This is a genomic window from Enhygromyxa salina (genome assembly GCF_002994615.1).
In the GTDB taxonomy this organism is placed as follows: Bacteria; Myxococcota_A; Polyangia; order Nannocystales; family Nannocystaceae; genus Plesiocystis; species Plesiocystis salina_A.
Genome location: NZ_PVNK01000030.1, coordinates 1 through 19,205, shown reverse-complemented (window position 1 = coordinate 19,205; position 19,205 = coordinate 1). Strand labels below are relative to the sequence as shown.

The window sequence follows — 19,205 nt, the reverse complement described above, 5'->3', positions numbered from 1 at the left end:
GTCGGGGAGGAGGCTCGGCTCAGTTGACTTGGTCTTCGGAGATGCGGTCGTAGACGTCCTCGAGCCGCGAGCGCACGCGGCTGCAGGTCACGACCGACACGCCGCCGCGGATCAGCTCGGCGAGGATCGAGGCCATCAGCGCCTCGCCGCCCTGGACCTGGAGGCGGATGAGGTGTTGGCCTTCGATCTCGCCGGTGTGCTCGACGAGGGCGCGCTGGCCAGCGAGGACCTCGAGCGCTCGATCGAGGCCGGCGGCCTGGCCCTCGGGCCCGTCCGACAACATGCGCAGCTCGTAGACGAAGCGGCTGACCTCGTGGCTGTCGATGATGCGCTCGACGTCGCCGGCGACGACGAGGCGACCGCGCTGGATGATCGCAACCTGGTCGCAGAGGTCGTCGAGCTCGCGCAGGATGTGCGAGGAGATCACGATCGTGACGCCGGTCTCGCGGATCCTGTCGAGGGTTCGGCGCAGATCGTTGCGCCCGCGCGGATCGAGGCCGTCGGCGGGCTCGTCGAGGATCAGGAGGCCAGGCTTGTGCAGCAAGCAGCGAGCGATCAACACGCGCTGGCGCATGCCCTTGGACAGCGCACCGCAAGGGGTGTCGCGCTTGGCGTCCAGATCAAAGGTGGTCAGCGTCTCGTCGATCGCGCGCTCGAGCTCGGCCTTGCCCATGCGGAAACACTGGCCGAACATCCGCAGATACTCGGTCGGCGTCATGTCCTTGTAGAGCGGGTTGCCGTCGCCGAGAAAGCCGATCCGGCGCCTGGCCTCGAGCGGGTCGCGGCTCGAGTCCTCGCCGTCGTGGCGGACCTGACCCTCGGTCGGGATCATTACGGTCGCCATTATCCGTAGGGTCGTGGACTTGCCGGCGCCGTTGGGCCCGATCAGCCCGAAGATCGCCCCGCTGGGGATCTCGAGCTTCAGGTCGCGGACGGCCCAGCTGTCGCCGTCGTAGGTTTTGCCGACATTGTCGAGTTCGACCCGCACGCGCCTGCAACGATGGCACGACCCGCGAGCTTCCGCATGTCTTGCGTGTGCATCGCCAGCGGAGCCTGGGTGCTTTTTGTGTGCAGCTTCGAGAAGCGTTTCGCGCAAGTTGCGCTGAGGTCTGCATGAGACGGACCCTGGCAGGCCCCGGCGCGCGGGCGTAAGCTAGCTTGCAGTGGGATCCAGGGTTCGGTGGTCGGGCGTCGTCGCGATCTTGGTCCTGCTCTCGGGCTCGAGCGCGGGCTGCTCGTCGGCGCACGAACTCAACGGGGTGCGGGTCGCGCGCGGGGTCAAGGGCAGGTCGCTGGACCCGAGCGTGGTCGCCGAGCGCTCGGCCGGCGCCGTGGGTGTGGTCGTGACCGACACCGGGCGCGGGCTCGGCTTCGTGGTCGATCCGAGCGGCTACATGATCACCAACCGCCACGTGGTCGAGGACGCGGACTACATCGACGTGGTCAGCTTCCCGGGCCTCGATCCGGCGCCCGAGTTCACCCAGGTCGAGATCGTCTACATCGATCCGGTCCGCGATCTCGCGTTATTGCGCGTCATCACCGACACGCCGCTGCCCTACCTGACCCTGGCGACGGGCACGCGGGCGCCGGCCAGCGACTACGTGACCGAGCGCGACACGGTCGTGCTGCTCTCACGCGAGGTCGGGCCCGAGGAGGCCGCCGCGCTCGAGCACGATCCCGGGCTGTTGGCCCACACCGGCCGGGTCGAGCGCATCGAGGTCTACAACCCTTCGGTCGGGCCAGGCCCCTACCTCGGGGTCAGCGCCCAGATCGAACAGGGCCAAAGCGGCGGGCCGGTCCTCGATCGCTGGGGCCGGGCCGTCGGCGTGGTCACCTGGACGTGGAAAGACCAAAAGGGCGGGTTCGCGATCCCGATCTCCGAGGCCGCGCGGATGCTGGCCGAGCGGCCCAAGCTCGAGACCAAGGGCGAGCAGCGCCTGCGGGCCGAGGATCGGGCCAAGTCCTACCTCGCCGCGCTCGGGACCGCCTCGGCCGACGAGCTGCGCCGCCTGACCTCGCCGAGCCGGGCCCGCGAGGTCCGCGACGAGACCGTCGACGTGCTGTTCGAGCGCAGCATCGCGGGGACGGTGCTCCAGACCTTCGTCGGCGCGATCGAGGAGCTGCTGGCCGACGCGGCCCGCGGCGCCGACGATCCCTTCCCGGTCTTCGAGCGCATGGTCGAGCACACCGGGACCGACGCGTTCATGCGCAAGCTCGGGGTCGAGGGCTCGATGTCCAAGGACGCGGTCGTGACCTTCTTCCATGAGATGGGCAGCGCCTACATGGCCGCGCGGTGGTTCGGCGACTACGATCGGCGCGAGGCCCTGATGGTCGCCGTCCAGCGCGTTCACAGCCTCGACGCGGCGCGCAACATCGCGCTGATCGGGACCCTCGAGGGGCTCGCGGGCGTCCGCGCGCTGGTCGAGGGCGTCGAGGTCACGCCGGGCTTTTACGCTCCGCAGGCCACGGTCACCGTCGACATTGGCCACGGCAAGAAGCTCGCCGTGCAGATGCGGCTCGAGTGGGGCGACTGGTACGTGGTCGGCGTCGAGTCTGCGAGCTGAACGTTTGGTTGGACTGCGCATTTTGCCCGGGCAGCCCGCTCGGGCTTCACGCGTGTAGACTGATCAGGCGCCGGCTCCTGGTCGCGCGATGCTGCGATGGCGATCAACCGCGAAGGTGACTATCTCAAGCTCGACGACGAGCGGCTCTACGACGAGCTCGCGTCGGAGTGCGACGCGATGGTCCGCTACGCCATGGGCCGCGGCCTGTTCGTCAACCCCACGCTCGTCGAGATCGTCGCCGGCTCGACGGGCCAGCTCGGCGCCCGCCCGTCGATCGTCCGCCTGGCCAAGGCCCATCAGAAGCTGGCCCGGATCATCGCGCCGGCCGAGCCGCGTCCGGTCCGGCTGATGCAGCACTTCGCGGGGCGCGACCCGAGCCTCGCGTGGCTGCGAATGTCGCTGCCCCGCAACCTGACGATCGTCGCGGCGCTGTCGATGATCGCGATGCTCGCGATTGGGATGTCGCCGGCGGTCTCGGCCGATCCCGACGCGGGCAATCCGCTCCTGGCCAGCGGGCCCGAGCTGCTGATCAACCAGATCTTCATCCTGTCGATCGCCTCGCTCGGGTCCTGCTTCCACGGGCTGTTCACGGTCAAGCGCTACATCGTCAACGGGACCTACGACCCCTCGCTGGGCGCGACCTACTGGGTGCGCTTCTTGCTTGGCGTGATGTCGGGCCTGATCCTCGCCACGCTCGTCGACGTCGATGAGAGCAGCTCGATGTACGCCGTCGCCCGGCCGCTCCTCGCCCTCATCGGCGGGTTCTCGACCGCGGTCGTCTATCGCGCGCTCGAGCGCCTGGTCGGGACCGTCGACACCCTGCTCAGCGGCGACGCCAGCGACCTGCTCGAGTCGCAAAAGCAGGTCGTCAAGGCCAACGGCGACGCCGAGATCCGCGAGGCTCGGGTCGACACCGCGTCGGTGCTGATCAAGCTGCAGACGAAGCTGGCCGAGGGCATGTCGTCCGAAGCGGCGCGCGAGGAGATCGCGGCGCTGGTCTCGAGCTTGCTGCCCGCGGGTGAGCTGAGCGACGAGGGCGACGAGGGCGACGAGGGCGACGAGGGCGACGAGGCGAAGGAGCAGCCGCCCGGGCCGTCGCCCGCAGCCTCCGACGAAGCGCCCTCCGAGCCGGGCGCTCCCGCCAACGAAGGCCGCGCCGCGTCGCAGTGATTTGACCGTTTGAAGCCTGGGCCTCAGGCCGCTGCCTCTGCCGCTCGTCGCTCCGATGGGCCCAACCAAGAGGTGGCCCCATTCGACAAGCCCGACCCTCCGAATGGTTGTAGTTCTCCTCGCAATCGTGCGACTTTCGCGGTGAGGTTCCGATGAAAAAAACTACCAAGATTATTGTCCCGACCATCTGCGCTGCGGCCCTGCTTGCGATCGGTTGCTACGAGTTCGTCTCGGCGACCACGGTGCTGAATTCGGCGCCGAACTGGACCGGCGCCGCCGCCCACACCTTCTCGGGCTCCCACGGCGTGGTCGGCCTCGCCGGCCAAGACGTGTACTGGTTCGACAACGGCGGACCGACCTTCTGGAACGACCCGCTGATCGATGAATTCGGGGGCGCCTACGTGCTCACATCCATCGCCCAGACCCACACCCTTGGCTTCCACGAGCACACCTTCGTGCACGGTAACTTGGTCGGCGAGAGCGACAACCTGTCGCTGCTCCACACCCAGCAGGGCTCCCCGTCCTCGATGGAATTTGTCGATCCTTCGGTCTCGACCTTCTCGAAGTACTGGACCTCCTACCAGGTGACCGAGATCTGCGACCTCGCGGCCGCCTCCCACGGCAACTTCGGAAACCCGAGCCAGTCGAGCAGCCACCTGTACATGTCGTTTCGGGCCTGCGAGCTGAATGACAGCAGCAGCTGCACGGCTGGGGTCATGGAGCTCGCCTTCGACACCGATATCTCCTGGTGGTCGCCCAAGCAGATCGGCTCGACCCAGCAGATCTGGATCACCAAGCCCAACGGCACGCTGTTCTCAAGCGAGTGCATGCCGATCGCCGTGACCTCGCGGGGCGACCAGTCGACCCAGTACCTCGTCGTCGCCGACCCCTCGATGGACGAGGTCAGCGCCTACGAGGCCTACTCGCTGGCCAGCGGGCCGGTCAGCGATCTCCAAACGTTCAGCGGCGCGTACATCGAAGACATCGCCCTCGAGGGCCGGGCCGACGGCAACATCGACTACGCGTTTCTCGTCACCTTGTGGAGCGACGGTCGGGTTGAACATCGGCTGCTGACCGACGGCGACATCGCAAGCGGTACTCCCTTCTTGACCGAGTACCTGCCCACCCACATCCAGGACATCGCGACCCGGAACATCGGCGCTCAGTCTTCGAGCGGCCAGCTGTTCACCTTCGGCGACCAGGTCGTCCGTCGCAGCTACGAGCAGTAGTGAGGCGCGGCTCGCTCGGCGAGGCTCGCTCGGCGAGGCTCGCTCGGCGAGGCGGGCCGAGCGAGCGCAGGGTCCAATTCGCGCTCAGGTCGCCCGCGGGTGGGGCCCCGAGACGTCCGAGCCCGGGTTGATCGGCACGGGCGTGAAGTCGCGGACGTAGCCGTCGGCGGGGTTGAGCAGGTCGGTCAGCAGGGCCGAGAACAGGCGGTTGTCCATCGGCTTGCGGACTGAGCGGGTCGGGCCGGCGGCGATCATGCGCTGGACCATCGGATCGGTCGGCTGCTCCGAGAGGAGGATGACGGGCATCTCCGGGAACAGCTCGCGCACGGTCTTGAACAGGCGCTTGCCGTCGGTCGCCTCGATCTCGAGGTCGAGGATCAGCAGGTCGACCTTGTCGCCCATCTCGGTCAGCAGCGGCGTCGCGCCCTTCGCGTCGGAGGTGCAGATCGGCGCGCACTCGGTCGCCTCGAGCAGCTCCTCGAACTCGTCGAGCGCGTCTTGATCTTCGGTCAGCACGACCACGACCGGGCCGTTGGCGTCGCCGCGCAGGACCGGCCAGGGCTTGTGGGCGTCGGTCTTGTCGTCGCTCGCGGTCAGCGGCAGGTAGATCTTGAAGGTCGTGCCCTCGCCGATCTTGCTCTCGACGTCGACGCGCCCGTGGTGGCGCGTGATCGTGCCCATGACCATGGCGAGGCCGAGGCCGCTGCCCGAGCCGACGGCCTTGGTCGTGAAGAAGGGGTCGAAGATCTGGCGCAGGTGCTCGTCCTCGATCCCGGTCCCGGTGTCGGTCACGGTCACCAGCGCGCTGCGCTCGATGCTCTCGTCGCTCTCGGCCGCGTCGCCGGTGTCGGGCTTGTCGCCCTTCTCGCCCGGGTACTCGCTGCTGGTCGTCAGGCCGATCGTGATCTCGCCGCCCTCGGGCATCGCGTCGCAGGCGTTGAACACCAGGTTGACGATCGCCTGCTGAAACAGGTGGCGGTCGACGTCGACCGAGACGCTGCGCGCGAGCTCGATCTTGAGATAGACGTTGCCCGGCAGGGTCTTGGACAGGACCGGGAGGATCGTGCTCTGGAGCAGCTGGCGGAGGTTCGAGCGGACCGGCTGGAAGGTGTCTTTGTGGGCGTAGGTCAGCAGCGCCTGGGTGATCTGCGCGGCGGCGACGGCCGAGTCGAGGATCCGCTGGCCGTAGCGGCGGGTCTGCTCGATCTTGTGGTCGCCCTCGGCGATCAGCTCGGCGTGGCCGCGGATCGGCGTGAGGATGTTGTTGAGCTCGTGGGCGAGGCCGGCGGCCATGGTCCCCACGGTCTTGAGCTTTTGGGCCTCGAACAGCTGCTCGCGGGCGAGCTCGATCTCGGTGTTCTTGCCCTCGAGCCGGCGGTTGAGCTCTTCGCGCTGCTCCTCGAGCTTGGCGACGCTCGCGCGCAGGCTGTTCTCGGCGGTTCGCTGGCGCATGTGCAAGGTCGCGCCAAAGCCCAGGGGGATGAAGATGAAGGTCGCGAGCACGGGCAGCGCGTACTTCTTGCTGGTCTCGGCGGCCTCGGCCTCGGGCCCCGCGGTCTCGGCCGGCGTCTCGCGAGTCTCGGCGCTCATCTGCGCGGGCGTGAGCACGAACTCCCCGTCGAGCGCCCACATCGCGAAGACCGTGTAGGCCGCGAGCAACGCGTTGTGTCGGGGCTGCAAGATCATCCCGCTCCACATCAAGATGACCAGGACCCCGGCGAGGACCACGAAGCCCAGCATCGAGTCCGAGCTCAGCAAGGTGTTGAGGCACGCGACGCCGATCAGCGCGGTCCAGATCGGCTGCCCGCCGCGATCGCGCAGGATAAAGGCGAGCCACGACAAGGCGGCGGCGGCGACCAACCATAGGTAGCTCCAGCTGAAGCCTCGGATGCTGCCCGTGGCCAGCTCGGTGACCAAGAACGCGGTGGTGCACACGGCCGCGACCAGAAAGAGCATCGCGTTGTTGCGCGTGAGCACCGAAGAAGACGCCAGCTCATCGGTCGCGGCGCCGCCGCTGATCGCGGTGGGGGCGGTCTGCGAAGCGGTTAATCGGCTGTCACTGGTGTCGGCCGGCCTACTGCTACGGCTCGCACTAATCCGAATGCTGCTGCTCGCCGCGGGCCCCGAACCTTCGCGCTCCGACTTCCGATCGCCCATTGGCCGGAGTCTATCAGCATCCAATCAGCCCGCCGATGGCTCGATTCTTTGAACCGATCCTTTCCTCGGGCCGGTTTGCGCAAATATGACACTGGTGAATTCACCCGCCCTGCGAAGCGCTCAATTCGAGCGCCCCGCGATGATCGGGCGAGGCGTGCCCCGCACGCCGCACGCGGACGAGGGCGCCGGGATCGCTGGGATGCTCGTGGACGATCAGCCAGCCCCCGGGCAGGGTCGGCGTCGCCAGCTCGAACACCCGCTTGGCGTCACGCGGAGACAGGTTGACGCAGCCGTGGCTCATGCGGTGACCGAACATGTCGTGCCAGTAGGCCGCATGGAGCGCGTAGCGCCCGCGAAAGTACATCGCCCACGGGACGGCCTCGACGAAGTAGGGATCGCGGGCCCGGGCCATGCTCTGCATCTTGCCGTAGGCGCGCTTGGTCTCGATCCGATACAGACCCGGCGGGGTCTCGTCGTTGCGCTTGCCCGAAGAGATCAAGGTTGCGAACACGGGCGTGTCTTCGACCCAGACCGAGAGCACCTGCTCGTCGAGGTCGACGTCGACCGTGACCTGTCCGCCGAGGATCGGATCCGGCGGCGGCACGGGCACGAAGCGGCGGACGTCGTGGGCCCGGACCCAACCGGAGGGCGCGCGCTCGGTCGCCGGGACCTCCATCCATCGCTCGGCTTCGCCGTCCTCGCCAGGCCCGAGCACGCCCTCGCCGACCACGCTCAAGGTGTGGTGGTAGGTGACGCGGGCGAGCCGCTCGGACTCGAGATCCGGCGCCGCGCGGATCCACGTCTGCCAGCGCACCGCCCAGGCCAGCGTCTCGCCCGGCGCGATCGGCTGCGCGAGCAGCTCGCGGCCGCCGAACTCGCTCGGCTTGAAGGGATCGAGCCCGGCCGCCGGGACCACGCGGCGGTCGAGCGTGACGAACACGGGGTCGCCATGGTTGTGGCGGTAGCGCGTGAAGGCGTAGCTGCCGTAGGCCGGCAGCGAGTCGACGGGCGCGGCGCGCTCGCGGTAGGCCGAGATGCCGCTGTAGACGGGGATCGCGGGCGTCGCGGGATCGTCGTGGTGTTCGTGGCGCGCGTAGAGGTAGGGCAGGGTCGCGCCGTCGGCGAGCGCTGGCATCGGGGCGGGCTCGACCTCGCTGCGCTCGGTTCGCTCGAGGCAGACCCACGCGGCCTCGGCGACCCGGGCCCAGGGGCGATCGCAGCCCGGGGCCTCGCGCTCCTCGAACACGTGGAAGGTCTGCTTGGACGGGATCCGACCGCGGACGAGGGCGTCGTGATCGGGCGCGGCGTAGACCATCCGCGAGCGCTTGGCGAGGCGGATCCCGCTCGGCTGACCGAGGGTCGAAGGCGGCGTGTAGGGCGTGCGCTCCGCGGGCTCACGATCGGCCGCAGGGTCACTCGTCGCGTCGTCGACCGAGTCGGGCGGCGCCGCATCGGCCGCGCTGTGCTCGCCCTGCGCACGCGGTCGCGAGGTCGCGTCCGTGTGGCAAGCGAGGCCGATCGCCACGATGGCGACCGTCGACGCGAGCGCGAGTCGGGCCATGCTTCGGGTATGCCACAGCTTGGCGAGCGGCCCCAACTTGGCGGCCCAAGTCGACCGATGTTTTGGCCCGTGCCATACTCCGCGACCGATGAGCCAGTTTTCGAGCAGTGAGCGCTATATCGTGTCCGAGGAGCTGGGCAAGGCCGTGGACGTCGCAATTGCGATCGGTCGCCCGCTCCTGATCAAGGGGGAGCCCGGCACGGGCAAGACCCTCCTGGCCGTCGATCTCGCCCGCCAGCTCGGCAAGCCCCTGATCCGGTGGCAGGTCAAGTCGACGACCAAGGCCGTCGAGGGCCTGTATCAGTACGACACCGTCAAGCGCCTCCACGACAGCCGCTTTGGCGACGGCGACGTCGGTGACATCGCCAAGTACATCGAGCTCGGCCCGCTCGGGCGCGGGTTTGCCCACGACGAGCAGGCCGTGGTCCTGATCGACGAGATCGACAAGGCTGACCTCGAGTTCCCCAATGATCTGCTCCACGAGCTCGACGCGATGAGCTTCTCGATCCCCGAGACCGGCGCGGTCATCGACGCCAAGCGCCGCCCGATCGTGGTCATCACCAGCAACAACGAGAAGGAGCTGCCCGACGCCTTCTTGCGCCGCTGCGTGTTTCACTGGATCTCGTTCCCCGAGCGCGAGCTGATGGCCCAGATCGTCGCGGTTCACCACCCCGAGGTCGAGACCCAGCTGCTCGCGTCGGCGCTCGAGGCTTTCTATCGTCTGCGCCGGATCGACGGGCTGCGCAAGCCGCCGAGCACCAGCGAGCTGATCGACTGGATCGCCGCGCTGCGCCACGCCGACATCGATCCGGCCAAGCTGCTCGGGGCCGGGCTGCCCTTCCTCGGGGTCTTGCTCAAAAAAGAGCAGGACCTGAGCCTCGCCGAGCGCGGCGGCGCGCGCGGGGGGCGGCATTGACGGCGGCCGCCGCAATTGGCTCGGGCCGCGGGATCCCGCTGTTCCTCGACTTCTTCTACAAGCTGCGCGCCCGCGGGCTCAAGGTCAGCGCCCACAACTGGTTGGCGCTGCTCGACGCGATCGCGCGGGGCTTGCACGGCTCGACCCTCGACGGCTTCTACACCGTGGCCCGCTGCATCCTCGTCAACGACGAGGGCGACTACGACGGCTTCGACCTCGCCTTCGCCGAGACCTTCCGCGGGGTCGTGGCCGACCTCGAGCACATGGTCTCGCAGCTCGACGAGTGGCTGCGCGATCCCAAGCAGCTGATGCACCTCGACCCCGCCATGCTCGAGCAGCTCGAGCAGATCGGGCTCGAGGAGCTGCGCCGCCAGCTGCTCGAGCGCCTCGCCGAGCAAAAGGAGCGTCACGAGGGCGGCAACCGCTGGGTCGGTACGGGCGGGACCTCGCCCTTTGGCCAGGGCGGCATGCACCCCTCGGGCGTGCGCATGGGCGGGCGCGGTGGCGGGCGCTCGGCGCTGGCCGTGGCCGACGCCCGCCGCTTTCGCGAGCTGCGCAAGGACCTGGTCATCGACACCCGGCAGATGGGCATGGCCCTGCGACGCCTGCGTCGGCTCGAGCGCAAGGGCGGGCTCGAAGAGCTCGACATCGACGGCACCGTCGACGAGACCGCGCGCAACTGCGGCGACCTCGAGATCGTCATGCGACCGCCGCGCAAGAACGACGTCCGCATGCTCTTGTTGCTCGACGTCGGCGGGAGCATGGACCCCCACGCCGAGCTCGTCAGCCGGCTGTTCTCGGCCGCCCACCAGCACGGCGGGTTCAAGGAGCTCGAGAGCTACTATTTTCACAATTGCGTGTACTCGCGGGTCTACGAGGACGCGGCCTTCACCAAGCCTGTCACGATCGACTCGCTCCTGCGCCGGACCGACAGCAATTGGTACCTCGTGCTCGTCGGCGACGCGTGGATGCACCCCGGCGAGCTGATGATGACGAGCTCCTCGTTCTGGAGCCTCGAGGCCGCGCCGAGCGGCCTGCGCTGCCTCGCAAAGCTCGCCGATCACTTCCCCAAGTCGGCCTGGATCAACCCCGAGCCCCCGCGCCTGTGGGAGGCGCCGACGATCAGCGAGATCCGCCGACTGTTCGAGATGGTCCCGCTGACCCTCGACGGCCTCGGCGACCTGGTCGAGAACATGCGGACGCCGCCGCGGCCCGTGCGGCGCTCGCAGATAGCGAAGATCCTGCGCGATCGAGAGTAGGCGCGCGAGGATGTGAGCCAAGCCTCCGCCTGGCGTGGCGCAGCTCGTCGTGTCCCATGGCGCGATCGAGAGTAGGCGCGCGAGGATGTGAGCCAAGCCTCCGCCTGGCGTGGCGCAGCTCGTCGTGTCCCATGGCGCGATCGAGAGTAGGCGCGCGAGGATGTGAGCCAAGCCTCCGCCTGGCGTGGCGCAGCTCGTCGCGTCCCATGGCACAATCGGCGAAATGTCCGATCCGTCAACCGAAGCGCCGGTTGAGCTCGACGCGCCAGCGAAGGGCGCCGACGCAGGCCCGCTCCACGAGTCCCTGCTCCACGCCGCGCCCGCCAGGGTCGAGCGCCGCGCGAGCAGCCGCTGGGCCTACCCGCTGTGGGGCGTGCTCGTGGTCAGCCTGTTCGTGCTCTATCACGTGAGCGTGCTGCTGGTCTGGAACTCGCCCGGCAAGGGCCTGGCCAAGGACTTCCACAAGACCTTCCTCAAGCAGGTCAAGGGCTACGAGTACTTTCGCGGGACCCGCAACAACCAGAGCTGGGCGATGTTCGCCCCCAACCCCAACCGGACCAACACCTTCATGCGGGTGTTCGTCGAGGATCAAAGCGGGGAGCTGTGGGACTTCGAGCAGGACATCTGGGGCGAGGATCGCTACCCCTACTTCTGGTACGACCGGCGCGGCAAGGTCAACCGGCGGATCGACGGCAAGAAGCACTACCAGCGCATCTACGGGGCCTGGGTGTGCCGCGAGTGGGCCCGGCAAAACAACGGTGAGGCGGCGAAGTCGGTGACCTTCGTCCGCCGCTGGACCCGGGTGCCCAAACCCCAGGAGGTCCTCGCCAAGAAGGGCGGCTGGAACCAGTGGGAGGCGCCCCACAAGCAGACCGAGCAAGAGACGATCACGTGCAAGACGGTGGTCCACGGGCAGCTGCCCAACGAGCTGCGCGAGCGCTACGGCTTGGCGCCGATCGATGAAGAGAAGGAATTTCGCCAGGTCCGCACGCGGACCTGGTGGGACAAGGCCGAGCGCGAGCGCGAGCGGCTCGAGCGTGAGGCCAAGCGGACCCAGGCCCGCGAGGACTCGAAGAACAACAAAGAGGCCAAGACCGAGCCGGCGGGCACCGAGCCCACGGTCAAGCTCGATGCTCGCGGCCCGCTGCGCGATCCCAAGGGCGACGAGGCCCGCGACCAGTGAGCGCTTCGTCCTCGACCGGCAAACAGGGCGCTGGCGGGCTCGTGCTGGGGCTCCTGCTCGGGGCCGCGGGCATGTATGGCGTCCAGACCTTCGTGATCGCCGAGCCGGGCGAGTGCGGCGGAGTCTGTGGCGAGGGCACCGTCTGCGAGGCTGGCAGCTGCCGACCGGCGCCGCTCGAGGTCCCGGACGAGGCGGTCGAGGAGCCCGAGCGCGAGGGCAAGAAGGGCAAGCGCCGCCGAGGTCGCCGGGGCAAGAAGGGTGGGGGCGACGACGCCGAGCTCGCGAGCGGGCAGGGCCCGGCGCTCGACGACGACTCCAAGGTCCCGCGCTTCGACCCCAACAAGGATCAGAACATCTCGATGTCCGACGGCAGCGGGCGGCTCAGCGACAGCCAGATCGACCGCGAGCTCGCCAAGCTCGACGGCAGCTTTCAGGCCTGCGTCCGAGACGGCGCCGCGCGGGTGGACGAGCTCGGGAGCGGGCGGGTCAGCTACAAGTTTGGGGTCGACGGCAAGGGCAAGGTCACTGGAGTGAACGCCTCGGCGCCCGCCAAGCTCGCGGCCGCCGGAATCCTCCCCTGCGTGCGCAAGGCCATCTACGGCCATAAATTCCCGGCCTTCGACGGGCCCGAGATGAAGGTCAGCGCGAGCTTCACGGTCGACTGAGGGCCCGGGGGTTGGGGTCGCGCAACGCGCCCGGACGTGGGATCCTCCCGGTATGGACCGTTCTTTGGAGCTCTCTTTGACCTTGCGCGGGTGTTGGTCGCTCGCGGCCCTCGTCATGGCCACGCCGATGATCGGCTGCGGTCCCGGCGGCGTCGACAACGACACCTTCCGCGTCACCAGCCTCGCGTTCGACGGCGACGACACCCTCACGCTGACCTTCACCAAGCCGATCGCGAACGCCGCAGAGATCGATCCCAACGACTTTCGCATCAGCCTGAGCCGGACCTTCCGGGTCAGCTACCAAGACCCCTACAACCCGAACGCTGCCCCCGTGGTCTACGAGGGCAGCTACTACGGGGATCTCGCCGGCTACGTGAATGGCTACGGCTACGACTACGACTACGGCGCACGCTTCAGCTTTGCCTCGGCGTCGCTCGGGGCCTCGGACCAGCTCGTGCTCGAGATGAGCACCCCGCTCGGAGCTGGCGTGTGCGACACGATCGAAGCCTACCTCGACAACTTTGGGATGTCCGCCGCCGAATTTCCGGGCTCGGTGTTCGAGATGGGTCTGTTCGTGCACTACGCAGGCCAGGACATCCCGCTCGAGAGCGAGCGGGGCGAGGCGCTGGTCGACATCGGGCCTGACTGGGTGCTGAGCGAGGAGAACTACATGGGGATCCCGGAGTTCGGCTTCCCCCGGCTCGGCCCGCGTCTGCAGATCCCCTGCTCTTGACCGCTCGACTGCGCTTTGCGCTGTGTGCAGGCTCGAGAGCGCAGGTGCTTCGAGCGCCTGCCCGCGGGCGGGCTCAGCCGAGCGGGAGCACGGCCTTGTCGTCGGGCTGCAGATCCGAGACCTGGAGCTCGCCGGTGCCAGCCTTTTGCTCGATCCGGATCGGGTGGGGGAAGGTCGGCGCCGACACGCACTTGATCGCCCGGATCACGTCGATGCGCTCGCGGTACTTGCCGTTCCAGCTCGCGGCGATGTCTTTGGAGGACAGGCCCATCTCCTCGATCAGGAACACGGCGTCGGCGGTGTGCTGCATGGCCTCGCCGCCGACCGGCGCGCCGGTGTCTTTGATCTGGCCGACGCACAGGCAGGTCACGCCCTGCTCGTGGTTGTAGGTCTTGAGCGTGCTCAGGTGGTCGGCGGTCTTGTTCTTGCTCGGGTCGAGCATGTTGAGCGAGTCGATGACCACGAAGCCGATCCCGGCCTTCTCGACCAGGTAGCGGTACTTGGCGATGAAGTCGTCCCAGGTCTGGCCGCGGTGGTACTGCGACTCGATGATCCACATGTTGTCGAGGACCTGGCTGCGGAAGTCGGCCTCGTTGAGGCCGGTCGCGGCCATGCCGATCTTGGTCAGGCGCGAGCCGAGGTCGTCGCGGCCCGAGCCCGCCTTGTCGTGGAAGCCCTCCTCGGCGACGACGAAGGCGACCTTGGTCCCGGTCTGGGCCACGCGGGCCAGGGTCCCGAGGGTTGTGCGGGTCTTGCCCTTTCCGGGCGGGCCGACCAGGGCCATGGTGCAGCCCTTGGGCAGGCCGCCGAGGGCGTGCTTGCCGTCCTCGCTCAGGCACAGGTAGTCGAGCACGGTCCCGGTCGGCAGCGGCTCCTGCTTGCGGATCAGGTCGTCGAAGGTCGCCGGGCGGATGATGTCGGCGTCGAGGCCGGCGTCCTCGTCCTTGTTGAGCTCGCCCTGGAAGGGGGCGGCGGAGGCGTCGAACTGCGGGGCCATGCCCATGCCGCCGGCCATCTGCCCCATCATCTGCATCATCTGCATCATCATGGGGTTCATGCCGCCCGCCATCTGGTTTTGCTGTTGGGGCATGCCGGGCATCATCTGACCGGGCATCATTCCGGGCATGCCGGGCATCTGGGGCTGTTGCGGGTTCTGATCGTCTGTGGCCATGTCGCGGTGCTCGGGCTCGTGCTTGGACTCGTACTTGGAATTGGCCCCGGCTAGACTGGTGCCAGGCTGGGGGCCGGACCATAACACCCCCAGCCGAGCGTCCGCATGGCCCGCCTCGAAAACTCGGAGATCGCCCGGCTGTTCGGCGAGATGGCCGACCTCCTGCAGATCGACGGCGGCGATCGCCATCGCGTGGCCGCGTTTCGTCGGGCCGGGCGGATCATCGAGGGCCTGCCGCGGCCGGCGGAGGAGCTGCTCGCTCGCGCCGAGCTCGACAAGATCCGCGGAATCGGCTCGGGCACGGTCCAGCGCGTCAAGCAAATGTTGCGCCGCCACAGCTGCGACGAGCTCGACAAGCTCCGGCGCAAGGTCGGCCCGGGGCTCCGCGAGATGCTGGCGATCAAGGGCCTCGGCCCGACGACCGTCCGCAACATCCACAACCACCTCGGGATCGAGTCGATCGACGCGCTCGAGTACGCGGCCAAGGTCGGCGCGATCGAGACGATGCCGCGGATGGGCCCGGGCATGGCTCACAAGATCCTCGCGGGCATCGAGGCCTACCGGAAGCGGCGGGGCAAGATCGCGCTGAGCGAGGCCCAGCGCGTCGGTCGGCGGATCGTCCGCGCGCTGGCCGAGCTGCCCGAGGTCGCGCGGGTCGAGCTCGCGGGCAGCGTCCGCCGGGGCAAGGCCGCGATCGGCGATCTCGACCTGCTCGTGGCCTCGAGTGACCCCGGCCCGGTCTCGTCGCGCTTCCAGACCCTCGCCGACGTCGAGGAGGTCCTGGTGCGCGGGGACACGCGCTGCTCGGTCCGGCTCCACAACCAGCAGCAGGCCGACCTGCGCGTGCTCCCGGCCCCGAGCTTCGGCGCGGGGCTCCACTACTTCACCGGCTCGAAGCTCCACAACGTCGAGCTGCGCAAGCGGGCCGGTCGGATGGGCGTGAAGGTCAGCGACAAGGGGGTGTTCTCCCGCGACGAGGTGCTGATCGATCCCTGCCCCGAAGAGGCCGACGTGTTTCGCCACCTCGGCCTGCCGTGGATCCCCCCGGAGCTGCGCGAGAACCAGGGCGAGATCGAGGCCGCCGAGCGTGGGCGCCTGCCCAAGCTGATCGAGGCCGGCGACCTGCTCGGTGATCTGCACATGCACACGCGCGACAGCGACGGCAGCGGCAGCGTGGGCGAGATGGCCGCCCGCGCCCGCGAGCTCGGCCACCGCTACATTGCGATCACCGATCACTCCAAGGCCCTGGGCATCGCCAACGGCCTCGACGAGCGCCGCCTCGCCGCCCAGATGCAGCGCGTGCGCAAGCTCGACGGCGAGCTCGACGATCTGCGCCTGCTCTCGGGCGTTGAGGTCGACATCCTCGCGGACGGCGAGCTCGACCTCGATCCCGCCCTGCTCGCGCAGCTCGACTGGGTCGTCGCCAGCGTCCACAAGTGGACCAACCAGGACGAGGCGACGATGACCAGGCGCGTGATCCGGGCGATTGAGTCCGGGGTCGTCGACGCGATCGGGCACCCGACCGGTCGCCGGCCCGGCAAGCGCGATCCCTATCCGCTCGAGCTCGAGGCCGTGCTCGTCGCGGCCCGTGACCACGACGTCGCGCTCGAGTGCAACGGCGGGCCCAACCGCATGGACCTCGGCGACGTCGACTGCCGCCGCTGCCGCGAGCGCGGGGTCGCGGTCGTGCTCGACACCGACGCCCACGCGCCCCGTCACCTCGGTCGCCACGAGTTCGCGCTGGCGATGGCGCGGCGCGGGTGGCTGGAGCGGCAGCACGTGCTCAACGCCCAGCCGTGGGAGGTCCTCGCCGCGCGTCGGGCTCGGCGGCTGCGGGATCACGGCGATCCGGCCTGGCGGGTCGCGCCGACGATCGTCCAGGTGCCGGTCGGCTTCGAGCTCGCTGACGACGAAGGGGAGGGCGAGGTGGGCGAGGTGGGCGAGGGGGGCGAGGTGCTCGTGGACGCCGAGGACCACGCCTGGGTCGACGTCGAGCCGCTCGAGGCCGTCGCGGCGCCGGTCGTGACGTCCAAGCCAGACGCCGAGGGCGAGGGCGAGGACTCCGGGGCGGTCGAGGTCGCCGAGGTCGACGCGAGCGAGCTCGAGCAGCTGCGCCGTGGCCTCGCGGCGGGGGTCCTCGACGACGCGCTGCGCGAGCGTCTGAGCTACTGGCTGATGGCCGGGGCCGAGGATCCGACCCTCGAGCAGGCGCTGAGCGAGCGCGGCCCGAACCCACTGCAGGTCGGCTTCGACCTGCTCAGCGGGTCGTAGCCACCGAAGGTCTCGCGCTCGGGGGATCCTCGCGCCGGGCCGCCGACGACGGCGGCGGTGGTGGCGACGGCGGCGGCCACTCGAAGGTCGCGTCGCACGAGCCGCGACCCCAAAAGTTGCGCTGACCCTCGCGGGTGTGGGCACGAAACAGGTGACTATACTTGCTCGAGCTGTTCGAGGGGGATCTCATGAAGGCCATTACAATTGCTCCACTCCTGACTGTCTTCGCCCTGGTCGCGTGCTCGAATTCCGAGCCGAAGGGCGCCCAGGGTCCCGTCGCCGAGGCGACCCCGACGGACGAGCTGGCGATTCGGGCCGGGGCGCCGCTATTCGAGGGGATGGGCGATTATCACCGGGCGACGAGCAGCGCCAACCCCGACGCCCAACGCTACTTTAATCAGGGCATGGTGCTCATGTTCGGCTTCAACCACGCCGAGGCCATTCGCAGCTTCCAAGCCGCGCAGCGCCTCGACGACACCTGCGCCATCTGTTTTTGGGGCGAGGCCCTGGCCACGGGCCCGAACATCAATGTGACCAGTAACGGGAAAGCGGTAATGTCTCGTGATGAACGCGTGGCTGCATACGCTGCGCTGACCGGTGCGATCGAGCGCAAGGAGCACGCGTCCGAGGTCGAGCGCGACTACATCGACGCCCTCGCGGCCCGCTACAGCGCCGACCCTGACGAGCCCCGTGAGCCGCTCGATCAAGCCTACGCCGCCGCGATGCGCGAGCTGGCCCGCAAGTATCCGTTCGACGACGACGCCCAGGCGCTGTTCGCCGAGGCCATGATGGTCACGATGCCGTGGGACTACTGGCTCGATCCCGAGCAGCCCAAGCCCGGCACCGTCGAGGTCATCGACGCGCTCGAGACCGTGATGGAACGCAGCCCGCGCCATCCCCTGGCCCTGCACCTCTACATTCACGCGGTCGAGGCCTCTTCGCAGCCCGAGCGGGCCGAGGAGGCCGCCGACCGCCTGGCCAAGCTCGTGCCCGGATCGGGGCACCTCGTCCACATGCCCGCGCACATCTACTGGAGGGTCGGGCGCTACCACGACGCGTCCGAGGCCAACGTCCGCGCGGCCGCGGTCGACGAGGCCTACTTCGCCCGCTGCAACGCCCAGGGCTTCTATCCTGCGCTCTATTACCCGCACAACATTCACTTTTTGTGGGCCGCGTCGAGCATGGAGGGCCGCAGCGCCGTGGCGATCGAGGCCGCGCGCAAGGTCGCAGCCAAGGTGCGCATGGAGCAGATCCAGGAGTATCCTTCAGTCGAGCTGTTCAAGACCATCCCGCTCCTGGCCCTGGTCCAGTTCGGCCGCTGGGACGAGATCCTGGCCGAGCCCGAGCCGCCCTCGGAGTTCGACTACTCCAAGGCGATCTGGCACTACGCGCGCGGCGTCGCCCACGCGAACCTCGGCGATCTCGACGCCGCGAAGGCCGAGCGGGAGGCGCTCGCCCCCTTGCGCGACTCGGTCAAGGTCCACTTCCTCGACAGCGTCGACTATCCGGCGAGCTCGCTGCTCGCGATCGCGGACGAGCTGCTCTTGGGGGAGATCGCCATGGCCGAGGGAAACAACGAGGCCGCGATCGAGCCGTTCTCGCGGGCCGTCGAACACCAGGACGCGCTGCCCTACATGGAGCCGCCGTTTTGGTACTACCCAACCCGCCAGTCCCTAGGTCTCGCGCTGCTCGCCGCCAACCGCCCGGCCGAGGCCGAGGCTGTGTATCGGCGCGACCTCGAGCAGTATCCGCGCAATGGTTGGTCGATGATCGGCCTGATGCAGAGCTTGGAGGCTCAGGGGCGGGCCGACGAGGCTCGCGAGCTCCGCGAGACCTTCGAGCAGGTCTGGGCCGAGGCCGACGTGGATCTCAGCGCGTCGCGGATCCGGGGGGTGGGGGTCAAAAGCGCAGACTGAAGCTCAGGCCGCCGCCGCCCTGCCTCGGGTTGAAGTAGGGCGAGAGCGCGACCGGCTGGGGCTTGGCGTCCTTGACCTCCGCGCGCTTTTTGGTGCCGAGCACGAGCAGCGCGATGCCGGACCCGGCGAGCCCGAGCCCGACGACGCCGAGCACCCCGCCGGTGACGAAGGCCCCGCTCCCGTCGAAGGTGTCGCAGGTGTCGAACACGTCGGCGGGTTCACAGGGCTCGTTGCTGATCGCGCGCAGACCGGCTCCCCAGACGACCATCCCGGCGGCCCCGAGCAGGGACACCGTGCCGATGCCGGTCATGACCGCGCCGCCGACGACCTGCGAGCGGCCCTTGTTCCACTTGGGTCCGAGCGTCGGGTCGGCCTTGACCTCCTGCTCCCAGATCTGCATGGGGCTTGGC

Annotated in this window: 16 protein-coding genes; 11 read left to right on the top strand and 5 right to left on the bottom strand. The window is 69.0% G+C overall.

Features of this window, described 5'->3' with window-relative positions; all coding sequences use genetic code 11:
- Window positions 1-19: 19 nt before the first annotated feature.
- The gene (locus ENSA5_RS03045; RefSeq protein WP_181197295.1) at window positions 20-988 is read right to left on the bottom strand and encodes an ABC transporter ATP-binding protein; all 969 of its coding nucleotides are present in this window, start codon (window positions 986-988) and stop codon (window positions 20-22) included.
- Window positions 989-1,163: 175 nt separating this feature from the next.
- On the opposite strand from ENSA5_RS03045, the gene ENSA5_RS03040 reads away from it, so the two are divergent.
- From ENSA5_RS03040 to ENSA5_RS03030, 3 genes are all read left to right on the top strand, one after another.
- Entirely contained in the window at window positions 1,164-2,564 is a 1,401-nt protein-coding gene (locus ENSA5_RS03040; protein WP_146155260.1) for a S1C family serine protease, read from the top strand.
- A gap of 96 nt (window positions 2,565-2,660) precedes the next feature.
- On the top strand, window positions 2,661-3,734 hold the full coding sequence (locus tag ENSA5_RS03035; protein WP_106390046.1) for a hypothetical protein: 1,074 nt from the start codon (window positions 2,661-2,663) through the stop codon (window positions 3,732-3,734).
- A 152-nt stretch (window positions 3,735-3,886) separates the two neighbouring features.
- Entirely contained in the window at window positions 3,887-4,963 is a 1,077-nt protein-coding gene (locus ENSA5_RS03030; RefSeq protein ID WP_106390045.1) for a hypothetical protein, read from the top strand.
- An 84-nt stretch (window positions 4,964-5,047) separates the two neighbouring features.
- On the opposite strand, the gene ENSA5_RS03025 is transcribed toward ENSA5_RS03030, so the two are convergent.
- Window positions 5,048-6,940 (bottom strand): hybrid sensor histidine kinase/response regulator, encoded by a 1,893-nt coding sequence (locus tag ENSA5_RS03025; RefSeq protein WP_106390044.1) that lies wholly within the window; start codon window positions 6,938-6,940, stop codon window positions 5,048-5,050.
- On the opposite strand from ENSA5_RS03025, the gene ENSA5_RS36920 reads away from it, so the two are divergent.
- Window positions 6,933-7,172 carry a hypothetical protein gene (locus ENSA5_RS36920; protein ID WP_181197293.1) on the top strand — a complete coding sequence of 80 codons (240 nt, stop codon included), beginning with the start codon at window positions 6,933-6,935 and terminating at the stop codon, window positions 7,170-7,172. The two genes, ENSA5_RS03025 and ENSA5_RS36920, sit on opposite strands and share 8 nt — an antisense overlap.
- 48 nt (window positions 7,173-7,220) lie before the next feature.
- Here the strand turns inward: ENSA5_RS36920 and ENSA5_RS03020 are convergent, their stop codons facing one another.
- Window positions 7,221-8,681, bottom strand: a complete 1,461-nt coding sequence (locus ENSA5_RS03020; RefSeq protein ID WP_106390043.1) for a L,D-transpeptidase — start codon at window positions 8,679-8,681, stop codon at window positions 7,221-7,223.
- An 88-nt stretch (window positions 8,682-8,769) separates the two neighbouring features.
- Between ENSA5_RS03020 and ENSA5_RS03015 the strand changes: the two genes are divergently transcribed.
- From ENSA5_RS03015 to ENSA5_RS02995, 5 genes are all read left to right on the top strand, one after another.
- Window positions 8,770-9,597, top strand: coding sequence for an AAA family ATPase (locus ENSA5_RS03015; protein ID WP_106390042.1), 828 nt, complete (start codon window positions 8,770-8,772; stop codon window positions 9,595-9,597).
- Window positions 9,594-10,856 carry a VWA domain-containing protein gene (locus tag ENSA5_RS03010; RefSeq protein ID WP_106390041.1) on the top strand — a complete coding sequence of 421 codons (1,263 nt, stop codon included), beginning with the start codon at window positions 9,594-9,596 and terminating at the stop codon, window positions 10,854-10,856. The genes ENSA5_RS03015 and ENSA5_RS03010 overlap by 4 nt, the downstream gene beginning before the upstream one ends.
- Before the next feature lie 223 nt (window positions 10,857-11,079).
- Entirely contained in the window at window positions 11,080-12,039 is a 960-nt protein-coding gene (locus ENSA5_RS03005) for a hypothetical protein (RefSeq protein WP_106390040.1), read from the top strand.
- Window positions 12,036-12,704: a hypothetical protein gene (locus ENSA5_RS03000; RefSeq protein ID WP_146155258.1), complete on the top strand. Its 669-nt coding sequence runs from the start codon at window positions 12,036-12,038 to the stop codon at window positions 12,702-12,704. The genes ENSA5_RS03005 and ENSA5_RS03000 overlap by 4 nt, the downstream gene beginning before the upstream one ends.
- A 52-nt stretch (window positions 12,705-12,756) precedes the next feature.
- Window positions 12,757-13,437, top strand: coding sequence for a hypothetical protein (locus ENSA5_RS02995; RefSeq protein ID WP_146155257.1), 681 nt, complete (start codon window positions 12,757-12,759; stop codon window positions 13,435-13,437).
- Window positions 13,438-13,510: 73 nt separating this feature from the next.
- Here ENSA5_RS02995 and ENSA5_RS02990 read toward each other — a convergent pair whose 3' ends face one another.
- Window positions 13,511-14,608: an RAD55 family ATPase gene (locus tag ENSA5_RS02990; protein WP_181197291.1), complete on the bottom strand. Its 1,098-nt coding sequence runs from the start codon at window positions 14,606-14,608 to the stop codon at window positions 13,511-13,513.
- Window positions 14,609-14,713: 105 nt separating this feature from the next.
- On the opposite strand from ENSA5_RS02990, the gene polX reads away from it, so the two are divergent.
- Together polX and ENSA5_RS02980 are read left to right on the top strand one after the other, a co-directional pair.
- Window positions 14,714-16,879 carry a DNA polymerase/3'-5' exonuclease PolX gene (gene polX, locus ENSA5_RS02985; protein ID WP_106390036.1) on the top strand — a complete coding sequence of 722 codons (2,166 nt, stop codon included), beginning with the start codon at window positions 14,714-14,716 and terminating at the stop codon, window positions 16,877-16,879.
- A gap of 161 nt (window positions 16,880-17,040) precedes the next feature.
- Window positions 17,041-18,795: a tetratricopeptide repeat protein gene (locus tag ENSA5_RS02980; protein ID WP_219906720.1), complete on the top strand. Its 1,755-nt coding sequence runs from the start codon at window positions 17,041-17,043 to the stop codon at window positions 18,793-18,795.
- On the opposite strand, the gene ENSA5_RS36915 is transcribed toward ENSA5_RS02980, so the two are convergent.
- Window positions 18,779-19,205, bottom strand: a 427-nt coding sequence (locus ENSA5_RS36915) for a hypothetical protein (protein WP_219906719.1), incomplete at its 5' end; no start/stop codon positions are given. The genes ENSA5_RS02980 and ENSA5_RS36915 overlap by 17 nt on opposite strands.